12 protein-coding genes are annotated in these 18,022 nt (G+C 72.6%); 9 read left to right on the forward strand and 3 right to left on the reverse strand.

Annotation, left to right across the window (positions count from 1 at the left end; translation table 11 throughout):
• Window positions 1-151: 151 nt before the first annotated feature.
• The 4 genes from ACFQ9Z_RS22010 (at window position 152) to ACFQ9Z_RS22025 (ending at window position 6,705) form a co-directional block, all read left to right on the forward strand.
• Window positions 152-433, forward strand: coding sequence for an acylphosphatase (locus ACFQ9Z_RS22010; protein ID WP_383020854.1), 282 nt, complete (start codon window positions 152-154; stop codon window positions 431-433).
• Window positions 434-814: 381 nt separating this feature from the next.
• Window positions 815-1,018: a hypothetical protein gene (locus tag ACFQ9Z_RS22015; protein ID WP_143635984.1), complete on the forward strand. Its 204-nt coding sequence runs from the start codon at window positions 815-817 to the stop codon at window positions 1,016-1,018.
• Between the two features lie 257 nt (window positions 1,019-1,275).
• Window positions 1,276-5,061, forward strand: coding sequence for a chromosome segregation SMC family protein (locus ACFQ9Z_RS22020; protein ID WP_383020860.1), 3,786 nt, complete (start codon window positions 1,276-1,278; stop codon window positions 5,059-5,061).
• Between the two features lie 225 nt (window positions 5,062-5,286).
• A complete protein-coding gene (locus tag ACFQ9Z_RS22025; RefSeq protein WP_383020865.1) occupies window positions 5,287-6,705 on the forward strand; it encodes a sugar porter family MFS transporter in 1,419 nt (472 codons plus the stop codon).
• A gap of 134 nt (window positions 6,706-6,839) precedes the next feature.
• Here the strand turns inward: ACFQ9Z_RS22025 and ACFQ9Z_RS22030 are convergent, their stop codons facing one another.
• Window positions 6,840-7,811: an LLM class flavin-dependent oxidoreductase gene (locus tag ACFQ9Z_RS22030; RefSeq protein ID WP_383020868.1), complete on the reverse strand. Its 972-nt coding sequence runs from the start codon at window positions 7,809-7,811 to the stop codon at window positions 6,840-6,842.
• Between the two features lie 95 nt (window positions 7,812-7,906).
• Window positions 7,907-9,409 carry a cytosine permease gene (locus tag ACFQ9Z_RS22035; RefSeq protein ID WP_383020871.1) on the reverse strand — a complete coding sequence of 501 codons (1,503 nt, stop codon included), beginning with the start codon at window positions 9,407-9,409 and terminating at the stop codon, window positions 7,907-7,909.
• A gap of 170 nt (window positions 9,410-9,579) precedes the next feature.
• On the opposite strand from ACFQ9Z_RS22035, the gene ftsY reads away from it, so the two are divergent.
• Entirely contained in the window at window positions 9,580-10,782 is a 1,203-nt protein-coding gene (ftsY, locus tag ACFQ9Z_RS22040; protein ID WP_383020876.1) for a signal recognition particle-docking protein FtsY, read from the forward strand.
• Between the two features lie 152 nt (window positions 10,783-10,934).
• Here the strand turns inward: ftsY and ACFQ9Z_RS22045 are convergent, their stop codons facing one another.
• Window positions 10,935-11,597 (reverse strand): bifunctional DNA primase/polymerase, encoded by a 663-nt coding sequence (locus ACFQ9Z_RS22045; protein WP_383020883.1) that lies wholly within the window; start codon window positions 11,595-11,597, stop codon window positions 10,935-10,937.
• A gap of 457 nt (window positions 11,598-12,054) precedes the next feature.
• Between ACFQ9Z_RS22045 and ACFQ9Z_RS22050 the strand changes: the two genes are divergently transcribed.
• From ACFQ9Z_RS22050 to ACFQ9Z_RS22065, 4 genes are all read left to right on the forward strand, one after another.
• Window positions 12,055-13,533, forward strand: a complete 1,479-nt coding sequence (locus tag ACFQ9Z_RS22050; protein WP_383021387.1) for a hypothetical protein — start codon at window positions 12,055-12,057, stop codon at window positions 13,531-13,533.
• 331 nt (window positions 13,534-13,864) lie between these two features.
• Window positions 13,865-15,214: an ammonium transporter gene (locus ACFQ9Z_RS22055; RefSeq protein WP_383020888.1), complete on the forward strand. Its 1,350-nt coding sequence runs from the start codon at window positions 13,865-13,867 to the stop codon at window positions 15,212-15,214.
• Window positions 15,211-15,549 (forward strand): P-II family nitrogen regulator, encoded by a 339-nt coding sequence (locus ACFQ9Z_RS22060; RefSeq protein ID WP_100828472.1) that lies wholly within the window; start codon window positions 15,211-15,213, stop codon window positions 15,547-15,549. The genes ACFQ9Z_RS22055 and ACFQ9Z_RS22060 overlap by 4 nt, the downstream gene beginning before the upstream one ends.
• 20 nt (window positions 15,550-15,569) lie before the next feature.
• Window positions 15,570-18,020 (forward strand): [protein-PII] uridylyltransferase, encoded by a 2,451-nt coding sequence (locus tag ACFQ9Z_RS22065; RefSeq protein WP_383020893.1) that lies wholly within the window; start codon window positions 15,570-15,572, stop codon window positions 18,018-18,020.
• Window positions 18,021-18,022: the final 2 nt, after the last annotated feature.

The raw sequence follows: 18,022 nt of genomic DNA on the forward strand, positions 1-18,022 counted from the left end.
ACCCGGCGCCACGGTGGTGAGCGACTCCGAATGGTCAACTCCACCCACTCGAAAGAGTGAGTTTCAGATGAGATTCATTGGGTCGGGACGGTACCGCATGCCACTGGGGCGGGATGTGTCCCGAGCGACATCGGCCGGTTAGGTTGCACCCATGAGCGAGGATGTTCGACTGGTCGCCTGGGTGCGGGGGCACGTCCAAGGTGTGGGTTTCCGCTGGTTCACGCGGGCCAGGGCGCTGGAGATCGGCGGCCTGAGTGGTTTTGCTCTCAATCTGGGCGACGGCCGCGTCCAGGTGGTCGCCGAGGGGGGCCGGACGGGGTGCGAGAGTCTGCTGGACTGGCTCCAGGACGGCGACACGCCCGGACGCGTCGACGGTGTCACCGAGATCTGGGACACACCCCGCGGCGGCTACGACGGCTTCGCCATCCGGTGAACCGATTCTGTGCAGCCCTCCGGGTAACCGCCCGGTGACCTGCCCCTGGCACATGCCCACAGCAGAAAGGGGCTGGTGGTTGCCAAGAAGGGCGCCGCATGGCAGGCTCCGCAGGTACAGCTGATCGTCACGCCCCGAGGGCCCCGCAGGAGACGCAGCGCCGCCGTCCGGCGGCCGGGCGCACCGGGTTCGCCCGCCAATACGGGGCGTGATCGTGTTGACCGTCAAACTTTTTGGTGAGACGCTGAAAGCCCCGCGCACCTTAGCTGTTTGGCATGTAGGAACGCAGAGCAAAACTCGAGTGTGTCAAGCACCGCGGGTGCGAATCCCTCACGACCCACACCGCATCGGTCGGTCACTCATTGTGGAGGACCATCCATCATGGCAAAGGCGCTTCTCGGTTACGTCGGCGGCTCCGACCCTCGACTCCTCGCCGAGATGCGACGGCTTCAGCAGCGCGTACAGGACCTGGAGTCCGAGCTCGTACGGATCCAGGCGGAGAACGACGCGCTGGCGGCCGCCGCGTCTCAGGGCAGGATCATGGAGAGCATCGACGCACACCAGGCGGAGCCTGCGCTCACCTGATCGCTGCATCGCTCCACGACAGCATTCGCAGCGGTTGGGGTGCCCGTATCAACCGCACCAGTTGTCGGCGACCGCGACCCGGCCGCCAGAGCTGCAAGGGACGCTTCGGCGTCCCTTCTTTCTTTCCCCTGCGTCTTTCCCCCGTGCATCCTTTCACCGTCTTCAACGTCTGGTGTGCCCGGCGTGTTCAATGGCGAAACCGTGCGGTTGCGAGTGTCCGTGGAGTGAGATAGCGGCGGCGGGTAGAGTCCGGCGGCGTGCACCTCAAGGCCCTGACCCTCCGCGGGTTCAAGTCGTTCGCCTCCGCGACCACACTCCGGTTCGAGCCGGGCATCACGTGTGTCGTCGGTCCGAACGGCTCGGGCAAGTCCAACGTCGTGGACGCGCTCAGCTGGGTCATGGGCGAGCAGGGCGCCAAGTCGCTGCGCGGCGGCAAGATGGAGGACGTCATCTTCGCCGGCACCACCGGCCGTCCGCCGCTGGGCCGCGCCGAGGTGTCCCTGACCATCGACAACTCCGACGGCGCCCTGCCCATCGAGTACGCCGAGGTCACCATCACGCGGATCATGTTCCGCAACGGCGGCAGCGAGTACCAGATCAACGGCGACACCTGCCGTCTGCTGGACATCCAGGACCTGCTCTCCGACTCCGGCATCGGCCGCGAGATGCACGTCATCGTCGGCCAGGGCCAGCTCGACTCCGTCCTGCACGCGGACCCGACCGGACGCAGGGCGTTCATCGAGGAGGCCGCCGGGGTCCTGAAGCACCGCAAGCGCAAGGAGAAGGCGCTGCGCAAGCTCGACGCGATGCAGGCCAACCTCGCCCGCGTGCAGGACCTCACCGACGAACTGCGCCGCCAGCTCAAGCCGCTCGGCCGGCAGGCCGCGGTGGCCCGCCGGGCCGCCGTCATCCAGGCCGACCTCCGCGACGCCCGGCTGCGCCTCCTCGCCGACGACCTCGTACGCCTGCGCCAGGCGCTGAAGTCCGAGATCGCCGACGAGGCGGCCCTGAAGGAGCGCAAGGAGACCGCCGAGCGGGAGCTGCGGAAGGCGCTCCAGCGGGAGGCCCAGCTGGAGGACGAGGTGCGGCAGCTCGCCCCGCGTCTCCAGCGCGCCCAGCAGACCTGGTACGAACTGTCCCAGCTCGCCGAGCGGGTCCGCGGCACCGTCTCGCTGGCCGACGCCCGCGTGAAGAGCGCCACCTCCGCGCCCCCCGATGAGCGGCGCGGCCGCGACCCCGAGGACATGGAGCGCGAGGCCGCCCGGGTCCGCGAGCAGGAGGCCGAGCTGGAAGCGGCCCTGGAGGCCGCCCAGCGGGCCCTGGACGACACCGTCGCCCACCGCGCCGAACTGGAGCGCGAACTCGGCGTGGAGGAACGCCGGCTGAAGGACGTCGCCCGTGCCATCGCCGACCGCCGCGAGGGCCTGGCCCGCCTTTCCGGGCAGGTCAACGCGGCCCGCTCGCGCGCCGCCTCGGCCCAGGCCGAGATCGACCGGCTGGCCGCCGGCCGCGACGAGGCGCAGGAGCGCGCGGTCCGGGCCCAGGAGGAGTACGAGGCGCTGAAGGCGGAGGTCGACGGCCTCGACGCCGACGACGCCGACCTCGCCGAACGCCACGAGACGGCGAAGCGGGAGCTCGCCGGGGCCGAGTCCGCGCTGGCCGCGGCCCGCGAGGCGGCCACCGCGGCGGAACGCCGGCGCGCCGCCACTCAGGCCCGGCACGACGCGCTGGCGCTGGGCCTGAGGCGCAAGGACGGCACCGGCATACTCCTGGGCGCCCGGGACCGCGTCGCGGGAGTCCTGGGCCCGGCGGCCGAACTGCTCACGGTGGCCCCCGGCCACGAGACGGCGCTGGCCGCGGCCTTCGGCGCGGCGGCCGACGCCATCGCCGTGACGTCCCCGGCCTCGGCGGCCGAGGCGATCCGCCTCCTCCGCAAACAGGACGGGGGACGGGCCGCCCTGCTCCTGACGGACACCCGGCAGGACGCCACCGGCGACGCCGCACCCGACCCCGGCGTTCCCGGCGACGCGGCCGGCCACCCGGCCGGCACGAGGGGCGCGCCCGGCCCTGCCGCGCCTCTCGCCGGCGCCCCGGCGGCACCGCAGACTCCCGCGACGGTCGCCGCCGAAAGCGGGAGCGGGCCGTACGCCGGCGGGACGAGCGGGCCGTACGCCGGCGAGACCCGGACGCCGGCCGGCATGGACGATCGCGCCGGCGCGGCCGGTGAAGGGCGCCCAGTCGCCGCGCCCTACGCCGCCGACCTGGTGCGGGGCCCCGTCGGGCTCATGCCCGCCGTGCGGCGGCTGCTGCGCGGGATCGTGGTCGTGGGCACCCTGGAGGACGCCGAGGAACTGGTCGACGCGCACCCCGGGCTGACCGCCGTCACCGCCGAGGGCGACCTGCTCGGCGCGCACTTCGCGCACGGCGGTTCGGCCGGCGCGCCCAGCCTGCTGGAGGTGCAGGCCTCGGTGGACGAGGCGGCGGCCGAGTTGGAGGAGCTGGCCGTCCGCTGCGAGGAGCTGACCGGGGCCCAGCACGAAGCGGCCGAGCGGCGCACCGCGGCCGCCGCGCTCGTGGAGGAGCTGGGGGAGCGGCGCCGGGCCGCGGACCGGGAGAAGTCGGCCGTCGCCCAGCAGCTCGGGCGGCTCGCGGGGCAGGCGCGGGGCGCGGCGGGGGAGGCCGAGCGGTCGGCCGCGGCCGCCGCACGCGCCCAGGATGCGCTGGACAAGGCCGTGCTGGAGGCCGAGGAGCTGGCCGAACGGCTGGCCGTCGCCGAGGAGCTGCCGGTGGAGGAGGAACCGGACAGCTCGGTGCGGGACCGGCTCGCCGCCGATGGCGCCAACGCGCGGCAGACCGAGATGGAGGCCCGCCTCCAGGTCCGTACGCACGAGGAAAGGGTCAGGGGCCTCGCGGGCCGCGCGGACTCGCTGGACCGGGCCGCGCGCGCCGAGCGCGAGGCACGCGCGCGTGCCGAGCAGCGGCGGGCCCGGCTGAGGCACGAGGCCGCCGTGGCGGAGGCCGTCGCCTCCGGCGCCCGGCAACTGCTCGCGCACGTCGAGGTGTCCCTCGGGCGGGCGGAGGAGGAACGGGCCGCCGCCGAGGCCGCGAAGGCCCGCCGGGAGCAGGAGCTGACCGCGGCCCGCAACACCGGCCGCGAACTGAAGTCCGAACTCGACAAGCTGACGGACTCGGTGCACCGGGGCGAGGTGCTGGGCGCCGAGAAGCGGCTGCGGATCGAGCAGCTGGAGACCAAGGCGCTGGAGGAACTGGGCGTCGAGCCGACGGGGCTGGTCGCGGAGTACGGCCCGCACCTGCTCGTGCCGCCCTCGCCCCCTGCCGCCGGCGAGGAGCTGCCCGAGGACCCGGAGCACCCCCGCAACCGGCCACGGCCGTTCGCGCGGGCCGAGCAGGAGAAGCGGCTCAAGGCCGCCGAGCGCGCCTACCAGCAGCTCGGCAAGGTCAACCCGCTGGCGCTGGAGGAGTTCGCGGCGCTGGAGGAGCGGCACAAGTTCCTCAGCGAGCAGCTCGAGGACCTGAAGAAGACCCGCGCCGACCTCCTTCAGGTGGTGAAGGAGGTGGACGAGCGCGTCGAGCAGGTCTTCACCGAGGCCTACCGGGACACCGCCCGGGAGTTCGAGGGTGTGTTCAGCCGGCTCTTCCCCGGTGGCGAGGGGCGTCTGGTGCTGACCGACCCCGACAACATGCTCACCACCGGTGTGGACGTGGAGGCGCGTCCGCCGGGCAAGAAGGTCAAGCGGCTGTCCCTGCTGTCGGGCGGCGAGCGCTCGCTGACCGCCGTGGCGCTGCTGGTGTCGATCTTCAAGGCCCGGCCCAGCCCGTTCTACGTCATGGACGAGGTCGAGGCCGCCCTGGACGACACCAACCTCCAGCGGCTCATCCGGATCATGCAGGAGCTGCAGGAGAGTTCGCAGCTCATCGTGATCACGCACCAGAAGCGCACCATGGAGGTCGCCGACGCGCTCTACGGCGTCTCCATGCAGGGCGACGGCGTGTCGAAGGTCATCTCACAGCGTCTCCGCTGAGTTCACAGCCAAGACCACCCACCCCGTGTTCATTTTTTGAACACGGAATCTTGTGCTGCGTCTTCAAGCTCACAGTAGTCGAGGTCTTGACTTCGAAACTTGAAGGCATAGTCTCTGCAACGTTGCTTTTACCTTCAGCTCTAAGTGGTGTGAACGCGGCACCACGGGATACCTGTAAGGGCTCACCCCCACGCGGCAGCGTTGCCGCGGCCCGAGGAGTTATTCGTGACCAGCACTGAGCAGGCACCTCAGCCAGGAGCCAGAACGGCTCACCCCGATCATCTCGGGCACGTCATATTCATCGCGGCGGCGGCCGCCATGGGCGGCTTCCTGTTCGGCTACGACAGCTCCGTGATCAACGGCGCCGTCGAGGCCATCCGGGACCGCTACGACATCGGCTCCGCGGCCCTGGCACAGGTCATCGCCGTCGCCCTGATCGGCTGCGCCATCGGCGCCGCGACGGCCGGCCGGATCGCGGACCGCATCGGCCGCATCCGCTGCATGCAGATCGCCGCCGTGCTGTTCACGATCAGCGCCGTCGGTTCCGCGCTGCCCTTCGCGCTGTGGGACCTGGCCTTCTGGCGCGTCGTCGGCGGCTTCGCCATCGGCATGGCCTCCGTCATCGGCCCGGCCTACATCGCCGAGGTCGCACCGCCCGCCTACCGCGGCCGGCTCGGCTCCTTCCAGCAGGCCGCGATCGTGGTCGGCATCGCCATCTCCCAGCTCGTCAACTGGGGTCTGCTCAACGCCGCCGGCGGCAACCAGCGCGGACAGCTGATGGGCCTGGAGGCCTGGCAGGTCATGCTCGGCGTGATGGTCGTCCCGGCCGCCCTCTACGGCCTGCTCTCCTTCGCGATCCCCGAGTCCCCCCGCTTCCTGCTCTCCGTCGGCAAGCGTGCCCGCGCCCGCGAGATCCTCGCCGAGGTCGAGGGCAAGGGCGTGGACCTGGACGCCCGCGTCGCCGAGATCGAGCACGCGATGAAGAGCGAGCACAGGTCCACCTTCAAGGACCTGCTCGGCGGCGGCTTCTTCTTCAAGCCGATCGTCTGGGTCGGCATCGGCCTGTCGGTGTTCCAGCAGTTCGTCGGCATCAACGTCGCGTTCTACTACTCCTCGACGCTGTGGCAGTCGGTCGGCGTCGACCCGACGGACTCGTTCTTCTACTCCTTCACGACGTCGATCATCAACATCGTCGGCACCGTGATCGCGATGATCTTCGTGGACCGCATCGGCCGCAAGCCGCTCGCCCTCATCGGCTCCGTCGGCATGGCCGTCGGCCTGGCGCTGGAGGCCTGGGCGTTCTCGTACCACCTCGTCGACGGCAAGCTGCCCGCGGCCCAGGGCTGGATCGCCCTGATCGCCGCCCACGTCTTCGTGCTCTTCTTCGCCCTGTCCTGGGGCGTGGTCGTCTGGGTCATGCTCGGCGAGATGTTCCCGAACCGGCTCCGCGCCGCCGCGCTCGGCGTGGCCGCCGCCGCCCAGTGGATCGCCAACTGGGCGATCACCGCGAGCTTCCCGTCGCTGGCCGACTGGAACCTGTCCGGCACGTACGTGATCTACACGGTCTTCGCCGCGCTCTCCATCCCGTTCGTCCTGAAGTTCGTCAAGGAGACGAAGGGCAAGGCGCTGGAGGAGATGGGGTAACCGCCCCGCCCGGACCCGAGGAGAAGGGCCAAGTCCCCGCTGCCCCTCTCCTCGAACCCCTGCCGCCCCCGCTCGGTCACTGCCCGAGCGGGGGCGGCTCCGCTTGCGGAGCGGACCGGCCCTACCCGCCGGAGTCAGCCCCGCAGGGCCGGCACCACCCGCTCGGCGAACAGCCGCAGGCTCCGCCAGCCCTCCGCCGGCGGCATCCCGCCCACCAGCGGGTGCAGGACCAGGCTCTCCAGGCGCAGCCCCACGCACTGCTCGGGGGTCAGGACCCGGTAGACGCCCTCCGCGCGCAGCTCGGCCACGGTCGTCGCCGCCGACCGCACCGCCGAGCCGGTCCCGTCCGGCTGCCAGGAGGCGTACGTCCGCGCCTCGTGCAGGAAGTGCCGGCCGTACTCCGCCCAGACCCGCTCCGGGTCCTCGGCGACGTGCAGCAGCGGGCTCTCGGCGGCGGGCATCAGGACCCGGCCCTCGGTGCCGTGCTCCGCGAGCCGCTCCTCGTAGTAGGCCGCCAGCTCCGGCAGGTGCGCACTGGGGAGGAAGGGCAGGCCGAGCCGGGCGGCCCGGCGGGCGGCGGCCCGGGAGGAACCGCCGACCAGCAGCGGCGGATGGGGTTCGGTGCACGGGCGGGGGGTGAGCCGTACCGTGCGGCCGCGGTACCCGAACTCCTCGCCGGTCCACGCCTTCAGCAGGGTCTCCAGCAGCTCGTCCTGCAGCCGGCCGCGCCGCCGCCAGTCCACGCCGAACAGGGCGTACTCCTCGCGCCGGTAGCCGATGCCGGCCACCGTCACCAGCCGGCCGCCGCTCAGCAGGTCCAGCACGGCGATCTCCTCGGCCAGCCGCAGCGGATCGTGCAGCGGGCCGATCGCCGCCGCCACCGTCACCACGATCCGGCGGGTCGCCCCGAGCAGCGCGCCCGCGAGGGCGAACGGCGACGGCAGCCAGTTGTCGTCCGCGCCGTGGTGCTCCTCGGTCTGCAGGGTGGTGACGCCGTGCTCGTCGGCGTACGCGGCCATCTCCAGCGCGGCCCGGTAGCGCGCCGAGAGGGAGGCGGGGGTGGCGCCGGGCTCGGCCAGGTTGAACCGTACGACCGTGACGGACATGGCTGCGTCCCCCTTCACCGGGTTGGTGTGCAGGGGGACGCTAGCTGACGGTGTGTCAGTTCACCGGGGACCCGGCCCGGCCGGGCGAGCCGCGGTCAGACGCCGGCGGCCGCGGGCTGCTCGGCGGCCTCCGCGGCTCCGGCGTCCGTCCCGCCGGCCTCCGCGGGCCCGGCGTCCGTCCCGGCGGCCTCCGCCGGGCGCGCCACCGCCGGCTTGGGCAGGGCCGTGTACAGCAGCCCGGAGATCACGATCGTGGCGACCCAGCCGAGGCCGTACTCGCCGATGACGTTGTTCTTCGCCAGCGGGCCGGTGAACCAGTCCGAGGTGGTGAACAGCAGGCCCGCGACGAGGCCGACCGCCCAGGACGCCACCGCGGCGGGGGAGAAGCCGCCCCGGTACCAGTAGGCGCTGGTGCGCGTGGTGTCGGCCATGGCCCGGCCGTCGTACTCCGTGCGCCGCAGCATGTCCGCGCCGAACACGCCGACCCAGGCCGAGAAGGCGACCGCCAGCAGGGAGAGGAAGGCGATGAACGAGCCCATGAAGCTGGTCGCCGCGAGCATCAGCACGCCGCCGAAGACCAGGGAGATCACGGCGTTGACCGAGACCGCCCAGTGCCGCGGCACCCGGAAGCCCAGGGTCTGCGCGGTGAAGCCGGCCGAGTACATCGACATGGAGTTGATCAGCAGCATGCCGATCAGCGCGATGAGCAGGTACGGCACCGCTATCCACGTCGGCAGGATCTCGCCGAGGAAGGACACCGGGTCGGCCGCCGAGGCCAGGTCGGGAGTCGACACCGCCATGACCGCGCCCATCAGCACCATCGGCAGCACGACGATCCCGGCGCCGCCCACCGCCGTGCCCACGATCGCCCTCGACGAAGCGGTGCGCGGCAGGTAGCGGGTGAAGTCCGGCGCGGAGGGGATCCAGCTCACCCCGCCCGCCGCGATCATGCCGACGCCGGTGATCACGGCGGCCGTGGAGCCGGCCCCGTGGTCCATGACCTTCGACCAGTCCGTGTTCACGGCGAGGTAGCCGAGGACCAGCACGGAGAAGACGCCGAACACATAGGTCGCGTACTTGTTGCACTTCTGCACGGCGTTGATGCCGAGGCCGGAGATGGCGAAGGTCGCGACCACGAAGGCCAGCAGCATCACCATGTCCAGCACGCTGTTCGCCCTGATGCCGAACACGATGTCGAGGATGGTGAGCACGGCGTAGGCGCCGGTCACCGCGTTGATGGTCTCCCAGCCCCAGCGCGCGACCCAGATCAGCGAACCGGGCAGCAGGTTGCCGCGCTGGCCGAACACCGCGCGCGACAGCGCCATGCCCGGGGCGCCGCCCCGCTTGCCGGCGATGCCGATCAGGCCGACCAGCCCGTAGGCGACGACCGGCGCGGCGGCCGCGACGACGAGGGCCTGCCAGATGTTCAGGCCGTACGCCACCACCAGGCTCGCGCCCATGGTGAGCAGCAGCACGCTGATGTTGGCGCCGACCCAGGTCGGGAACAGCTCGCGGGTCCTCGCGGTCCGCTCGTGGTCGGGTACCTGCTCGATGCCACGGGTCTCGAGAGCGCCTTCGGCCTCGGCTGTCTTGCTCATGGAAGAGAGTGCCTCGGGGGTGGGGGAGGGGGACGTCGGGGACTCTACGCGCGCAGACGGAGCCAATACCATCGTACTTTGATCCGACTCCTGCCTTCCGGTGGCTTTTGTCTCGCGGAGGAAGCCACGAACCCGGCGGCGGCGCACCCATGGCCGATACTGGACCAGTTATGGAAACCATCATCCTTGCTGTAGTCATCGCCGTGGTCGTGCTCGGCGCGCTCGGCGGGCTCGTCGTCGGCAGCCGGCGCCACAAGCCGCTGCCCCCGCCACCGCCCAGGACGCCCGACATCACCGCGCCCCCGGCCGAGCCGCACGTCGGCGAAGAGGCCGAGACGCCGCGCGACGAACCGCGCCGGACGATCGAGGAGGTGGATCTTCCCGGCGGCCCCACCCCGGTCGTCGTCGAGGAGCCGCCCACCGTCGAGGCTCCCGAGATCGAGATCCCGGAGCCCACCGCGGGGCGGCTGGTCCGCCTGCGCACCCGTCTCTCCCGCTCGCAGAACGCCCTGGGCAAGGGCCTGCTCACGCTGCTGTCCCGCGAGCACCTCGACGAGGACACCTGGGAGGAGATCGAGGACACCCTGCTCACCGCCGACGTCGGCGTGCAGCCCACCCAGGAGCTGGTCGAGCGGCTGCGCGAGCGGGTCAGGGTGCTCGGCACCCGTACCCCGCAGGAGCTGCGCAGCCTGCTGCGCGACGAACTGCTCAAGCTGGTCGGCACCGAGGCCGACCGCGCGGTGCGCACCGAGCCCGAGGGCCGCAAGCCCGGCATCGTGATGGTCGTCGGGGTCAACGGCACCGGCAAGACCACCACCACCGGCAAGCTCGCCCGGGTGCTCGTGGCCGACGGCCGCACCGTGGTGCTGGGCGCCGCCGACACCTTCCGGGCCGCCGCCGCCGACCAGCTCCAGACCTGGGGCGAGCGCGTCGGCGCCTACACCGTGCGCGGCCCCGAGGCCGGCGACCCCGCCTCCGTCGCGTTCGACGCGGTCAAGGAAGGCAAGGAGATGGGGGTCGACGTGGTCCTCATCGACACCGCCGGCCGGCTGCACACCAAGACCGGCCTCATGGACGAGCTGGGCAAGGTCAAGCGCGTGGTCGAGAAGCACGCGCCGCTGGACGAGGTGCTGCTCGTCCTGGACGCCACCACCGGTCAGAACGGCCTGGTCCAGGCCCGGGTCTTCGCCGAGGTCGTGGACATCACCGGCATCGTGCTGACCAAGCTCGACGGCACCGCCAAGGGCGGCATCGTGGTCGCGGTCCAGCGCGAGCTGGGCGTGCCGGTCAAGCTCATCGGTCTCGGCGAGGGCGCGGACGACCTGGCGCCGTTCGAGCCGGAGGCGTTCGTGGATGCGCTCATCGGTGACTGACGACGGGGTGTGCTCACCCGCCGGACCGAAGAAGCGCCCGCCCCCAGCACAGTGGGGGCGGGCGCTTCGCCCTTTTCCGGCCCGCCGCCCGTAGCCGCCGGTGCGGCCGCGGGGGAGCGCTCACGGGCAGGGCCCGTAGGCGGGGAGGCCGCTCAGGCCCGTGCCCGTGACCGGTGGGCCACGTATGCCAGCGTGCCCAGCAGCAGCCGGGCGGCCGGCAGCCGGGACGCCGAGTCCAGCGCGGGCGGGCGCAGCCAGCGCACCGGGCCGAGGCCGCCCCGGTCGGAGGGCGGCGCGGTGACGTGCGCTCCCGCGCCGAGGCCGCGCAGGTCCAGCGTGGACGGGTCGTCCCAGCCCAGGCGGTAGAGCAGCCGCGGCAGATCGGCCGCGGCGCCGGGGGCGACGAAGAAGTGGGCGCGTCCGTCGGGCGTCGCGGTGACCGGGCCGAGCGGCAGGCCCATCCGCTCCAGCCGGACCAGGGCGCGGCGTCCCGCGGCCTCGGCCACCTCGATGACGTCGAACGCGCGGCCGACGGGAAGCATCACGGCGGCGCCCGGGAAGTCCGCCCAGGCCCTGCTCACCTCGCCGAGCGTGGCGCCGGCCGGCACCGGCGGCGCGAAGTCCAGCGGATGCGCGCCCGGGGCAGGGCAGCCGGTGTGCCCGCAGGAGCAGGCACCCGCCGCGGCCCGGGCGCCCGGCACCACGTCCCAGCCCCACAGCCCGGTGAACTCGGCGACGGCGGTGCAGTCCGACGAACGGCCGCGCCGGCGCGTGCCGGAGCGGATCTCGCGAATGCCGCCGATCGTGAAGCCCATGCCCCCTCCAACGGGTCCGGCGCACCGGTGGTTACGGCGCGGAACGAGACGGAAGCGGATCGTGACGTTACGGCTGCGGCTCCACTCGCTCCGGGAAGCGGGGGCGGCGCGTCGAAGCGTCGTGGGTGGCGCGGGGAAGGTTGTGCGCCCCCGCGTGCATCACCCCACCGGCGTCCTGTCGTCCTATGTCAAGTGAATCGCGCCGAGCCGACCGTGAGTTCATTCGAAGGGGTGGCGAATGGTGGCGTTTCCAGGTTCGCCATGGCTGAACGGGTGATCGTGGGATTACTGTGAGTGTGCGAGACGTGGGGGCACATGCTCTCGCGGGTATGCCGGAGGCAAGCCGCCGGTTCGTTCGAAGGGTGAGAACCGGCGGACGGGAGGCTCTATTTACCGGCATTCTGATAGGGCTTGGCGCACTCGGCGGACAAGTGGTCTCAGGGATGGGGGCGTGCCAGTGGGCGGCAACGGCGGAAGCGGGACGAACGCTGACAAGCGCCCCAACGAGCTGCTCGATTCCTGGTTCGTGCGCAGCGGCTGGTCCAAGGGCGAGCTGGCCCGCCAGGTGAACCGCCGGGCCCGCCAGCTGGGTGCCAACCACATCTCCACGGACACCTCGCGGGTGCGCCGCTGGCTGGACGGCGAGAACCCTCGCGAGCCGATCCCGCGAATCCTGTCCGAGCTCTTCTCCGAGCGCTTCGGCTGTGTCGTCTCCATCGAGGACCTGGGCCTGCGCGCCGTCCGCCAGTCACCCTCCGCGTCCGGCGTCGACCTGCCCTGGACGGGTCCGCAGGCGGTGGCCCTGCTCAGCGAGTTCTCACGCAGCGACCTGATGCTGGCGCGGCGCGGGTTCCTCGGGACGTCGCTGGCCCTGGCCGCGGGCCCGTCCCTAGTCGAGCCCCTCCAGCGCTGGCTCGTCCCGGCCCCCTCCTCGCCCCTGCAGCCGGAGCCGGAGACCGCCCTCGACTCCCGCAGGCCGGGCCGGCTGTCCAAGCCCGAGCTGGAGTTGCTGGAGTCCACCACGCGGATGTTCCGCCAGTGGGACGCCCAGTGCGGTGGCGGCCTGCGCCGCAAGGCGGTCGTCGGCCAGCTGCACGAGGTCACCGACCTGCTTCAGGAACCCCAGCCCGAGGCGACCGGCCGCAAGCTCTTCAAGGTCGCCGCCGAACTCGCCGAACTCGCGGGCTGGATGTCGTACGACGTGGGCCTGCAGCCCACCGCGCAGAAGTACTTCGTCCTCGCCCTGCACGCCGCCAAGGAGGCCGGCGACAAGCCGCTCGGCTCCTACATCCTGTCCAACATGAGCCGTCAGATGATCCATCTCGGCCGGCCCGACGACGCCCTGGAGCTGATCCACCTCGCGCAGTACGGCAGCCGTGACTGCGCCGGCCCGCGCACGCAGGCCATGCTGTATGCGATGGAGGCCCGCGCCTACGCCAACATGGGCCAGCCCGGGAAGTGCAAGCGGGCGGTCCGCATGGCCGAGGACACCTTCGCCGACGTCCACGAGTGGGACGAGCCGGACCCCGACTGGATCCGCTTCTTCTCCGAGGCCGAGCTGTTCGCGGAGAACTCGCACTCCTACCGCGACCTCGCCTACGTGGCCGGCCGCAGCCCCGCCTACGCCTCCCTGGCGCAGCCGCTGATGGAGTGCGCGGTCGAACTGTTCGCCGAGGACCACGAGCACCAGCGGTCGTACGCGCTGAACCTGATCGGCCTGGCCACCGTGCACCTGCTGCGGCGCGAGCCCGAGCAGAGCACCCAGCACGCCTGCGACGCCATGCGGGTCGCCAAGAGGGTGCGTTCCGAGCGGGTGAACACCCGCATCCGCAAGACGGTCGACACCGCCGTGCGCGACTTCGGCGACCTCGCGGCCGTCGCCGACCTCTCCGAGCAGCTCACCGTCCACCTGCCGGAGGCCGCGGAGGCCGTCTGACCCCGCAGGACTCGCAAGCCCCGGCCGCGGCCGGGCCTCCCGAACCGCCCGACTCGGCTCCCCCGCGCCAGGTCATCGGAGAGGCCCGCCGCGGCCGGTTTACTCGTTCCCGTGGAGGTTGCGCCACGATAACGATCCCGCAGCCGGACATCCCGCTCTTCACCGACGCGTAACACGCAGGGCGCCTTCGTCACCCCGGCGAAACAGCGAGGGGCTTCCACCGAAACCGCGCTGCGCCAGTCTCATGGCGCATAACCGGCCCACCCCTCACCCGACCGGACCGCTCAGGCACCGCCCGCACGGGGCCGTACCAACCGACGAGGAGACGCCGATGGCACCAGCCATCACGCTTGCCGCGGAGGCACCCAAGTTGTCCGCCGCGAACACAGGCTTCATGCTCATCTGTTCCGCCCTGGTCCTGATCATGACCCCTGGCCTGGCCTTCTTCTACGGAGGCATGGTCCGCGTCAAGAGCACCCTGAACATGCTGATGATGAGCTTCATCAGCATGGGCATCGTCACCATCCTCTGGGTGCTCTACGGCTTCTCCCTCGCCTTCGGCTCGGGATCCAGCCTGCTCGGGTGGAACGCCGACTGGCTCGGCCTCAGCAACATCGGGCTGACGGAACTCTGGGACGGCTACACGATCCCGATCTTCGTCTTCATGGTCTTCCAGCTCATGTTCGCCATCATCACGCCGGCCCTGATAAGCGGCGCCCTCGCCGACCGCGTGAAGTTCTCGGCCTGGTCGCTGTTCGTCGCGCTGTGGGCCACGATCGTCTACGTCCCGGTCGCCCACTGGGTCTGGGGCGCCGACGGCTGGGCCTACAAGCTCGGCGTGATCGACTTCGCCGGCGGCACCGCGGTCCACATCAACGCCGGCGCCGCGGCCCTGGGCGTCATCCTGGTCATCGGCAAGCGGGTCGGCTTCAAGCGGGACCCGATGCGCCCGCACAGTCTGCCGCTGGTCATGCTCGGCGCCGGTCTGCTGTGGTTCGGCTGGTTCGGGTTCAACGCCGGCTCCTGGCTCGGCAACGACGACGGCGTCGGCGCGCTGATGTTCGTGAACACGCAGGTCGCCACCGCCGCCGCCATGCTGGCCTGGCTCGCCTACGAGAAGATCCGCCACGGCGCGTTCACCACCCTGGGCGCCGCCTCCGGCGCGGTGGCCGGCCTGGTCGCGATCACCCCGTCCGGCGGCGCGGTCTCCCCGCTGGGCGCGATCGCCGTCGGCGCCATCGCCGGTGTCGCCTGCGCCGCGGCCGTCGGCCTGAAGTTCAAGTGGGGCTACGACGACTCCCTCGACGTCGTCGGCGTGCACATGGTCGGCGGCATCATCGGTTCGCTGCTCATCGGCTTCTTCGCCACCGGCAAGGGCCAGTCCGACGCGACCGGCGTCTTCTACGGCGACCACTCCTTCGACCAGCTGTGGAAGCAGTGCGCCGGTGTCTTCGCGGTCCTCGCCTACTCCCTGGTCGCCTCCGCCGTCCTCGCCTTCCTGATCGACAGGACGATCGGCATGCGGGTCACCGAGGACGAGGAGATCTCCGGGATCGACCAGGCCGAGCACGCCGAGAGCGCCTACGACTTCAGCGGCACCGGCGGCGGCGTCATCGGCTCCGCCGCCCCCGCTCCCGGCCCGGCCACGGCCCCCAAGCCCTCCAAGAAGGTGGACGCATGAAGCTCATCACCGCCGTCGTCAAGCCGCACCGGCTGGACGAGATCAAGGAGGCCCTCCAGGCCTTCGGCGTCCACGGTCTGACGGTCACCGAGGCCAGCGGTTACGGTCGTCAGCGGGGTCACACCGAGGTCTACCGCGGTGCCGAGTACACCGTCGACCTGGTTCCCAAGATCCGCATAGAGGTGCTGGCCGAGGACGACGACGCCGAGCAGCTCGTCGAGGTCATCGTGAAGGCCGCCAGGACCGGCAAGATCGGTGACGGCAAGGTCTGGTCGCTGCCGGTGGAGACGGCCGTACGGGTCCGCACCGGCGAGCGCGGCCCGGACGCGCTCTGACACAGGACAGGAGTCGCTGGGTGACGGGTACGGATGTGCGCGAAGAGACGGACGACTCGGGACCCGGCGGTTACGCGGCGGCCCGGCTGCGCCTCCTCACCGAGGGGACGCGGGCCGGGCCGCCGCGCCGTTCGGCGCTCGCCGAGCTGACCGACGACTGGCTCACCGGCCTCTTCACGGCCGCGGCCGGCGCAACCGGCGGCGTCTCGCTGGTCGCCGTGGGCGGCTACGGCCGCGGGGAACTGTCCCCGCGCAGCGACCTGGACCTCCTGCTGCTGCACGACGGCGCCGGCGCGGACGCCGTCGCCGCCCTGGCCGACCGTCTCTGGTACCCGGTCTGGGACCTCGGCCTCGCCCTCGACCACTCCGTGCGCACCCCGGCCGAGGCCCGCAAGGCCGCCGGCGAGGACCTGAAGGTCCAGCTCGGCCTGCTGGACGCCCGGCACCTCGCCGGCGACCCGGGCCTCACCGCCGGACTGCGCACCGCCGCCCTGGCCGACTGGCGCAACCAGGCCCCCAGACGCCTCCCCGAACTGCGGGAACTGTGCGCCGAGCGCGCCGAACGGCACGGTGAGCTGCAGTACCTCCTGGAACCCGACCTCAAGGAGGCCCGCGGCGGTCTCAGGGACGCCACCGCCCTGCGCGCCGTGGCCGCCTCCTGGCTGGCCGACGCCCCGCGCGAGGGCCTCGCGGACGCCCGCCGGCGCCTGCTCGACGTCCGGGACGCCCTGCACCTGGCCACCGGCCGCGCCACCGACCGGCTCGCCCTGCAGGAACAGGACCAGGTCGCGGCCGGACTGGGCCTGCTGGACGCCGACACCCTGCTGCGCCAGGTCTACGAGGCCGCCCGGGTGATCTCGTACGCGGGCGACGTCACCTGGCGCGAGGTCGGCCGCGTGCTGCGCTCACGCGCCGTCCGCCCACGGCTGCGGGCCATGCTGGGCGGCGGCCGACCGATCGCCGAGCGGTCGCCGCTGGCCGAGGGCGTGGTCGAGCAGGACGGCGAGGTGGTGCTCGCCCACGCCGCACGCCCCGAACGCGACCCCGTGCTCCCGCTGCGCGCCGCGGCCGCCGCGGCCCAGGCCGGTCTACCGCTCTCCCTGCACGCCGTGCGGCGCATGGCCGCCACCACCCGCCCGCTGCCCACGCCCTGGCCCGCCGAGGCCCGCGAGCAGCTCGTCACGCTGCTCGGCTCCGGCCGTCCGACCATCGGCGTCTGGGAAGCGCTGGAGGCGGAGGGCCTGATCAGCCGGCTGCTGCCCGACTGGGAACGGGTCCGCTGCCGGCCGCAGCGCAACGCCGTCCACCTCTGGACGGTGGACCGGCACCTGATCGAGACCGCGGTCCGCGCCTCAGAGCTGACCCGCCGCGTCAGCCGCCCCGACCTGCTCCTGGTCGCCGCGCTGCTGCACGACATCGGCAAGGGCTGGCCCGGCGACCACTCCGTGGCCGGCGAGATCATCGCCAGGGACGTGGCCGCGCGGATCGGCTTCGACCACGCCGACGCCACCGTGCTCGCCACCCTCGTGCGGCACCATCTGCTGCTGATCGAGACCGCCACCCGGCGCGACCTGGACGACCCCGCCACCGTCCGCTCGGTCGCCGAGGCCGTCGGCACCCCGGGCACGCTGGAACTGCTGCACGCCCTCACCGAGTCCGACGCCCTCGCGACCGGCCCCGCCGCCTGGTCCTCCTGGCGCGGCTCCCTCGTCGCCGACCTGGTGCGGCGCGTGGCCGCCGTCCTCGCGGGCGAGGAGACCGACGAGCCCGAACCCGCCGCGCCCACCGCCGAGCAGGAACGCCTCGCCATCGAGGCCTTCCGTACCGGCGGCCCCGTCCTCGCGCTGCGCGCGCAGACGGAACCGGCGGCCGACGAGGAGGCCCCGGGCGGGCCGGAACCGCTCGGCGTCGAGCTGATCATCGCCGTACCGGACCAGCCGGGCGTGCTGCCGGCCGTCGCCGGCGTGCTCGCCGTGCACCGGCTGACCGTCCGCACGGCCGGGCTGCGCGCCCTGCGCCTGCCCGACGACGTCGACGACGCCTCGGTCCTGCTGCTGAACTGGCGGGTCGCGGCCGAGTACGGCTCGCTGCCGCAGGCGGCCCGGCTGCGCGCCGACCTCGTCCGGGCCCTCGACGGCTCCCTCGACGTCGCCGGCCGCCTCGCCGAGCGGGACGCGGCCTATCCGCGCCGCCGCGGCTGGGCGGCTCCGCCGCCCCGGGTGACGGTGGCCCCGGCCGCCTCCCGCCACGCCACGGTGATCGAGGTGCGCGCGCAGGACGCACCCGGGCTGCTGTTCCGGATCGGCATGGCGCTGGAGAAGGCGGCGGTGCGGGTGCGCAGCATGCACGTCAGCACCCTCGGCGCCAACGCGGTCGACGCCTTCTACGTGACGACCGGCGCGGGGGCGCCGCTGCCGCCGCAGGACGCGGCCTCGACGGCCGAGGCGCTGGAGGAGGCGTTGCGCGGGTGACA

Origin of the sequence: Streptomyces sp. NPDC056580 (assembly GCF_042793175.1) — a bacterium.
In the GTDB taxonomy this organism is placed as follows: Bacteria; Actinomycetota; Actinomycetes; order Streptomycetales; family Streptomycetaceae; genus Streptomyces.